The organism is Mycobacterium sp. NGS58 (genome assembly GCF_059812385.1).
Genome location: NZ_JCALCO010000043.1, coordinates 1 through 8,502, shown reverse-complemented (window position 1 = coordinate 8,502; position 8,502 = coordinate 1). Strand labels below are relative to the sequence as shown.

The window sequence follows — 8,502 nt, the reverse complement described above, 5'->3', positions numbered from 1 at the left end:
CGGCGTCCACCCCGGGGCCTGGCCCCGCTGCCGCGCTCGGTACGCCTCCCCCAGATCGGCCACCAGCGGGGCGATCGACCAACCGTCGGCGGCGATGTGGTGCACCACCGCCACCAGCACGTGCTCGTCCTCAGAGACGCGGAAAAGCGTTGCCCGCAAAGGAATCTCGGTGGCGAGGTCGAAACTGTGGCCCGCCGTTTCCCTGGCAGCCTGTGCCAACTGGTCCTCTGACCAGCCAGCCGCGTCGACGGTCTGCCAACCAACATCGGCCCGATCGGCGGGCATCACCACTTGATGGGGAATGCCATCGACCGCGCCAAACACCGTGCGCAGGCTCTCATGGCGGCCGACCACATCGCCCAGCGCCGCCGCCAACGCCAAAGCGTCCAGGCGCCCACTCAATCGCAACGCCACCACCATGTTGTAAACCGCCGACGGTCCCTGCAACTGATCGATGAACCACAACCGGTTCTGGGCAAACGACAACGGAACCACCGCCGGGCGCTCACCGGCCACCAACGGCTCAACCCCAGCCCCACCCGGACCGACACGGGGTGCCAACCGGGCAACGGTAGGGGTGTCGAAGATTTCGCGCACCGCGAGACCGGCACCCAAGGAGGTATTGACCGCCGCGACCAAACGCATCGCCGACAACGAATCCCCGCCCAAATCGAAGAACGAGTCGTCGACCCCGACCCGATCCACGCCGAGAACCCGCGCGTAGATACCGGCCAGGACGTCCTCCATGGGCGTGGCCGGGGCCCGGTACCGATCGACATCGCCGTAGTCCGGTGCCGGCAGGGCCCGTTTGTCGAGCTTGCCATTGACCGTCAACGGGAGCTCATCGATCACTACCACCGCCGCCGGCACCATCCAGGCCGGCAACCGGTCGCTCAGCGCGTCGCGCAGCCCGGCCGGATCCGCCCTCCCGGCGACGTAACCGACCAGGCGTTTGTCACCGGGCCGATCCTCCCGGGCGATCACCGCCGCCTGGTCGACCCCATCCAGGGCGCTAAGGGCCGCACGGACCTCGCCGAGTTCGATGCGGTACCCGCGGATCTTGACCTGCTCGTCGGAACGCCCGAAATACCGCAGCTGCCCATCGGCACCCCAACACACCAAATCCCCGGTGCGATACATCCGCGCCCCCGCGCCTCCGAAGGGGCACGCTACAAAGCGCGATGCCGTCAACCCGGCACGGCGCACATAGCCGACGCCCACCGCACGGCCGGCCACATACAACTCGCCGACCACACCCGCCGGCACCGGACGCATCCAGCCATCCAGCACCAAGAAGGCCAGATGGCCCAACGGCACCCCAATCGGGCTCGCAGTGATATCGACATCGCTGCTGACGATCTCGCGGAACGACGCATGCACCGTCGTCTCGGTGGTGCCATACATGTTGACCAGCCGAGGCAGCTGCGGGTGATCGTCCATCCAGGCACCCAGACGCTGCGGCTCCAACGCCTCGCCGGCGAATATCACCGTCTGCAACTCCAGCTGGCCTTCCTGTTCGGAGGCCAGAACGTCGGCGGCTTGCAACGCATAAAAGGCCGACGGAGTCTGGCTCAACACACCGACCCGCTCCGCAACGAGCAAGCCGCGGAAAGCCTCCGGCGAGCGAGCCACCGACTCCGCCACCACCACCAACCGGCCACCATGCAACAGCGCGCCGAAGATCTCACACACCGACACGTCGAACGCCAGCGAATGCCACTGCGACCACACCTGGCCCGCCAGCTCCAGGCCATCGTCCAAAGACATCAGCAGCTCGATCACGTCGTGGTGAGTGATCGCCACTCCCTTAGGCACGCCGGTGGTGCCCGAGGTGTAAATCAGATACGCGACGTCGTCCCCCGCCGGTGCCGGCAGCGCGGTGCACGGATAGGCCTGGATGCCGGGATCGGCACCATCGATGACCGCCAGGTCGCACCCGTCGAATTGCTCGACCAACTCCGTGGTCGTGATCGCCGCGATCGGCGCGGCGTCGTCAACCATGAAGGCGATCCGCGTCGCCGGCACCGCCGGGTCGATCGGCACATACGCCGCCCCGGTTTTCAGCACCGCCACAATCGCCACGATTGCCTCCGCCGACCGCGAAAACAGCAGCGCCACAACCTGTCCCGGACCCGCTCCCCGCCCGGCCAACACATGCGCAAGCCGGTTAGACGCCTCATCAAGCTCGCGATAGCTCATAGAGCGGCCGTCGAAACTGACCGCCACCGCCTCCGGCACACGGGCCACCTGCGCGGCAAACACCGCCGGAATAGACACCCGCGACGTCACGGGCAGGCGTAACACCGCCCGGTTGCCCCACCCGTCCAGGCGCGCGTGCTCAGCCGCATCGAGCACTTCCACCGATGACAACGGCCGCGCCGGATCGGCCGTCATCGCCACCAGCACCCGCTGCAGCCGACCGACCAGCGTTTCGATACCTTCCGCGTCGAACACGTCGGTGTCGAATTCGATACGCAGGCCGAGTCGGGCGCCGGGAGTGGCTTGGACCGTCAGCGGGTAGTGGTTGTATTCGCGACTGGAGAACGCGGTGATGTTCAACCCGTCGCCGCCCAACGGGGCGCCGGTGTCGATCGGATAGTTCTGGAACACGAACAGCGTGTCGAACAATTGGTCGTGGCCGGTGATGCGGTGGATCTCGGTAAGCGCCAGGTGTTGGTGCTCAAGGGTTTTGGTGTGTGCGCGTTGCAGTTGGTCGAGCAGGTCGGCGGTGCTGGTCGCGCGCGTCATGTTCGCTCGCACCGGCACCGTGTTGATCAAGAGGCCCACCATCGCGTCCGCACCGACGATCTCGGCCGGCCTGCCCGAGACGGCGACGCCGAAGGCGACGTCAGGACGGCCGGTCAGCGAGGTCAGCAGCAAAGCCCACGCGGCCTGCAGCACGGTGTTGACGGTGGTGTGCTGCGAGCGGGCTAGGTGACCGAGGGCGCGCGTGACCTCGTCCGGCAAGGGATATGAGGTAACGCCTCGCGGGCCGAGCCGCGCCCGCCCTGGCGGACCCACCAACGTGGGCGTGTCAAAGCCGGCCAACACCTGACGCCAGGCCGCGTGGGCGGCGTCGACGTCTCGATCGGCCAGCCAGGTGACGAACCTGCGATACGGCACCGGCGCCGGGAGCCGTTGACCGTAGTAACCGGCGAAGATTTCTTGCAGCAGGATCGGCAGGGACCACCCATCCAGCACGATGTGGTGCGAGGTCACCACGATCCGGTGCCGGTCTTGCGCAGTGCGGATCAACGTGACCCGGAACGCCGGCGGCTCGCTGAGGTCGCAGACCGCCGCGCGTTCGGCCGCGCACAGCCGCGGCATCTGCTGCGCGGCATCAACCCCGTCCAAATCCACATACCGCCAGGGTGTCTCGGGATTGGCGGGAATGATCTGCACCGGCTCGTCAAACGGTTGGCAGAACTGAGCCGCGAGGTTCGGATGACGGCTGACCACGGTGTGCACAGCGTCGCGCAGCTTGCGCTGGTCGAGGGGCCCGCTCAGTACGATATCCAGCTGCATCGCATAGACAGCGTCATCGTTGCGGTGCGCGGTGCTGGCGTGAAAGAGGAGCCCCTGCTGCATCGGGGTCAACGGCAACACGTCAGCAATCGCGTGTTGCCGCTGCAGCTCGTCGATCTGTAGCTGGCTGAGCCTGGCGGGCGCGATATCCGACGGCGTCAGCCCGCCCCCACCGTGTTGGACATGCGCACAGATGCCGACGAGGGCGTCGAACCACAACTGGCTAAGCCGGCCGACCTGCGTTTGATCCAGTGCCGATTGCGCCCACGTCCAGGTGGCGTGCAGGTACGGGCCGGTCTCGGTGTCGACGATGCCGATGTTGAGGTCGATGGTGTGCGCCAGGGGCATCGGTACCGCTGAGGCCGCGCCGGCGGCCGATAAGCCGTCCTGACTGATCCGCCACAAGTCGGCGAACACCTCGGACGCCCCGCCTAAACGACCGAGGTAGTTGAACCCGATCGCCGGGTCGGGCCCGGCCAGCTCAATGCCGGCATTCAGATAGCGCAACAGACCATAGGTCAGTGGCTCGGGCACTGCGCGGAGCTGCTCTTTGGCGTCTTTTATCGCCCCGCCCAGCGCGGGGTCACCGGCTATCACCTGCGCCCAGGAAACGCTGCCTATCGTCAACGCCACCGGGTATTTGGTGGTAAACCATCCCACCGTGCGCGACAGGTCGACATCCGCGGCCAGTTCCTCGTGACGCCCGTGCCCTTCGACATCGATGCCGATCGGGGCGCTACCGGTGGCACGGAACTGTGTCCACGCCAATCCGAATGCGATCAACAAGATGTCCTGGACGCCGGCGTGGAACGCTGCCGGCACCTCACCGAGCAGTAGCCGGGTGCTTTCGGTGTCCAGTTCCACCGACAAATGCCCCGCCGTGGCGAACGTATCCACATCCGGCTGTATTGCGGGCAACGCGGCCGGGGTTGCCGCCAGCCGTCGCCATGCGTCGGCGTGCCCGACCACCGTCGGGTCGTATGCATGTCTGGTCAGCAACGAGGCCCACCGAGCAAATGATGTTCCGCCCGGCGGTAGTGTCACCGGTTGGCGGGCGTGATACTGGGCCCAGGCAATGTTGAGGTCTTCCAACAGGATTCGCCACGACACCCCGTCAACGGCGAGATGGTGGATGATCAGTGCCAGCTGGTTCGTCCCGGTGCTCCACAGTGCGCTGAGCATCACACCGGCGGCCGGGTTCAACCTCGAGCGGGCCGCGACCAGCGCCGCGTCGGATACCGCGTCCACCGATTGCAGGCAGCCGCCCGCATCCACCGCGGTCGCCTCCGGCACGGTCAGCGACCACTCCCCGTCGCCGTCCTCGTCGACGCGCAACCGCAACATGGCATGCCGGTCCAGCAACGCCTGCAACACCACGACCACGTCCGCCTCGGTCACCCCCGCGGGCGCCTGCACCACCATGGTCTGGTTGAACTGGTCGACGGAACCGCCGACGTCCTGCAGCCAGCGGATGATCGGGGTGGACACCACCGACCCGACACCGGTATCGACCACGTCACCGACGCCGGTCGCGGCCGTCGCCACCCGGGCCAGCCGGGCCACGGTCTGCTCGACGAAGATGTCCCGCGGCCTGAATATCAGGCCGGCGGCCCTGGCACGGGCCACCACCTGCATCGACAAAATGGAGTCCCCGCCCAACTCGAAGAAGGAGTCATCGACGCCGACCCGCTCCACGCCGAGGGCTTGAGCGTAGATGTCGGCCAGGACCTCTTCGGTGGGCGTGGCTGGGGCGCGGTATTCACTGGTGTTGTAGTCCGGTGCGGGTAGGGCGCGGGTGTCGAGTTTGCCGTTGACGGTCAACGGCATCGCCTCCAGGACCACGACCGCGGCGGGCACCATATAGGCCGGGAGCCGTTCGGCCAGTTGACTTTTCATCTCGGCCGCGTCCGCTGCCCCGGTGATGTAGGCCACCAAGCGCGTGTCGCCGGGGCGGTCCTCACGGGCGATCACCACCGCCTGCTGCACCCCGTGTAGGACGCTCAGCGCTGCCTGGACCTCACCGAGCTCGATGCGATACCCGCGGATCTTGACCTGCTCATCGGCCCGACCCACGTACTCCAGCTGCCCATCGGAGCGCCACCGCACCAGATCCCCGGTGCGATACATCCGCGCCCCGGGCGCCCCGAATGGGCACGCCACAAACCGCGACCCGGTCAACTCGGCCCGACCCAGATATCCCACGCCCACACCGCGACCGGCCACATACAACTCACCGACCACCCCAGCCGGCACCGGGTGCAACCACTCATCGAGAACAAACAGCGCCGCCGTGGAAACCGGCGCACCGATCGGCACCACCGCATCCCCGACCGACAACGGCGCGCTCATCGACGCATACACCGTGGCCTCGGTGGGACCATAAGCATTGATCACCACCCGCCCAGACGCCCACCGATCCACCACCTCGACCGGGCAGGCCTCACCACCTAGCAGCAGCGCCACCGACTCCAAACCCTCACACGGCAACACCGCAGCCGCAGAAGGGGTTTGGGTCAACACATTGACCCGTTCACTGATCAGCAGGTCACGGAAGTCCTGCGGTGAGCCGACCACCTCCTCGGGCACCACCACCAACCGCCCCCCACCAAGCAGCGCGGCCCAGATCTCCCACACCGAGAAATCGAACGCATACGAATGACACTGCGTCCACACCTGCCCCGCCGGCAGACCGGGCGGCACCGACTCCGCCAAATGCGCCAAGTTGCCGTGGCTAACGGCCACCCCCTTGGGCACCCCGGTAGTGCCCGAGGTGTAAATCAGATACGCGAGGTCATCGGCCGCCGGCACCGCCACCGCGGTGCTGGGCTGATCGTCCACCGCGGCATCATCGACCTCGATGACCCCAACCCCGCAGCCAGCGAGCCGATCAGCCAACCCGGCGGTGGTGAGCACCGCGACCGGGCCGGCATCGGCAAGCATGAACTCGATCCGCGCGCCGGGCTGCGCGGGGTCGATCGGCAGATACGCCGCACCCGCCTTAAGCACCGCCAGCATCGCCACGACCGCCCCAGCCGAGCGCTCCAACAACAACGCCACGCACTGCCCCGGCCCCACCCCCCGACCAATCAGCACATGCGCCAACCGATTCGACGCCTCATCAAGTTCGCGATAGCTCATCGCGCGGCCCTCGAAGCTGATCGCCACCGCCTCCGGGGCGCGCGCCACATGCTCGGCGAACAACACCGGAACCGACACCGACGCGCGCACCGGCCGGGTCAGCACCGCACGGTTACCGACCTCATCCAGACGCGCACGCTCACCGGCGCCCAGCACATCGATCGACGACAACCGCCGCGCCGGATCAACGACCATCGTCTCTAACACCCGCTGCAAACGCCCGATCAACGTTTCGATGCTGCCGGCGTCGAACACATCCGTGCGGAACTCCACCGACCCACCAATCCCGGCAGGCTCACCGGCCGCGGTCCACCGCTCGGCCAACGACAACGACAGATCCACCCGCGCGGTGTGCGTGTTCATCGGCAGCTGGGAGACCCTCAAATCACCCAACCTCAACCCACTGACATCGCCAACCCCGAGCCCGGGCAAGTTCTGCCACGCCAACATCACCTGCACCAGCGGGTGATGCGCCAAGCTCCGAGACGGATTGAGCCGCTCGACAAGCACCTCGAAGGGCACATCCTGATGGTCATAAGCCGCCAGGCTGCGCGCGCGCACCCGCCCCAACAACTCAGCCACGGTCGGATCCCCACCCAGATCCACCCGCAACACCAACGTATTGACGAAAAAACCCACCAACTCATCCAAAGCCGGATCACGACGTCCCGCGATCGGAAACCCCACCGCCACATCGGTACTCGCGCTGAGCTTGGACAACAGCACCACGAGCGCGGCCTGCACCACCATGAAACTCGTCGCATCATGCTCACCGGCGACCGCGCGCACCCGCCCCTGCAACTCCACCGGCCACTCCACCGCCACCGTGGCACCCCGCTGATCAGCAACCAACGGATAAGGCCGATCACTGGGCAACACCAACCGCTCCGGCATATCGGCCAAAACATCCTGCCAATACCCCAACTGACCCGCGATCAGGCTCTCGCCATCATCGAGATCACCCAACTGCGCGCGCTGCCACAACGTGTAATCCACATACTGCACCGCCAACGGCACCCACTCCGGACCCCCACCACGCACCCGCGCGCCATACGCCACACCCAAATCAGCCACCAACGGACCGACCGACCACCCATCAGCAGCAATATGATGCACCACCACCACCAGCACATGCTCATCCGCGCCAGTACGGAAAAGCCGCGCCCGCAACGGAATCTCACCAGCCAGATCAAAGCTTTGGCTCGCTGCTTCCTCGACGGCCTTTGTCAAGCGGTCTTCCGAAAAATCACTGGCATCGACGATGTTCCAACCGAAGTCGGCTCGCTCGGCGGGCAACACCACCTGATGCGGTAGGCCATCGCTGGCGACAAACAGCGTCCGCAGCGATTCGTGACGGCCCACCACATCGCCCAACGCGGCCGACAGCGCGTCCGCATCGAGTCCGCCGCGCAGGCGCAATGCGACCGCCATGTTGTAGACCGCCGACGGCCCCTGCAACTGGTCGATAAACCACAACCGGCTCTGCGCGAACGACAACGGCACCACCGCCGGCCGCTCCACCGCCACCAACGGCTCCAACCCACCCGCACTCGAACCGACACGAGAAGCCAACCGCGCAACCGAAGGCGCCTCAAACAAATCACGCACCGAAAGACCAGCACCTAAACCGGAATTGACCGCCGCGACCAGACGCATCGCCGACAACGAGTCCCCGCCCAGATCGAAGAAGGAGTCATCGACGCCGACCCGCTCCACACCGAGCACCCGCGCATACACACCCGCCAGGATCTCCTCGGCGGGAGCGGTCGGGCCTCGGTATTCACTGGTGTTGTAGTCCGGTGCGGGTAGGGCGCGGGTGTCGAGTTTGCCGTTGCCGGT

General features: G+C 66.6%; 1 protein-coding gene. It reads right to left on the bottom strand.

Translation table 11 applies throughout. The annotated features are described in order from the left end of the window. A partial coding sequence (locus AC5Y4H_RS24815) for an amino acid adenylation domain-containing protein (protein ID WP_499986309.1) occupies positions 1-8,502 on the bottom strand: 8,502 nt, incomplete at both ends.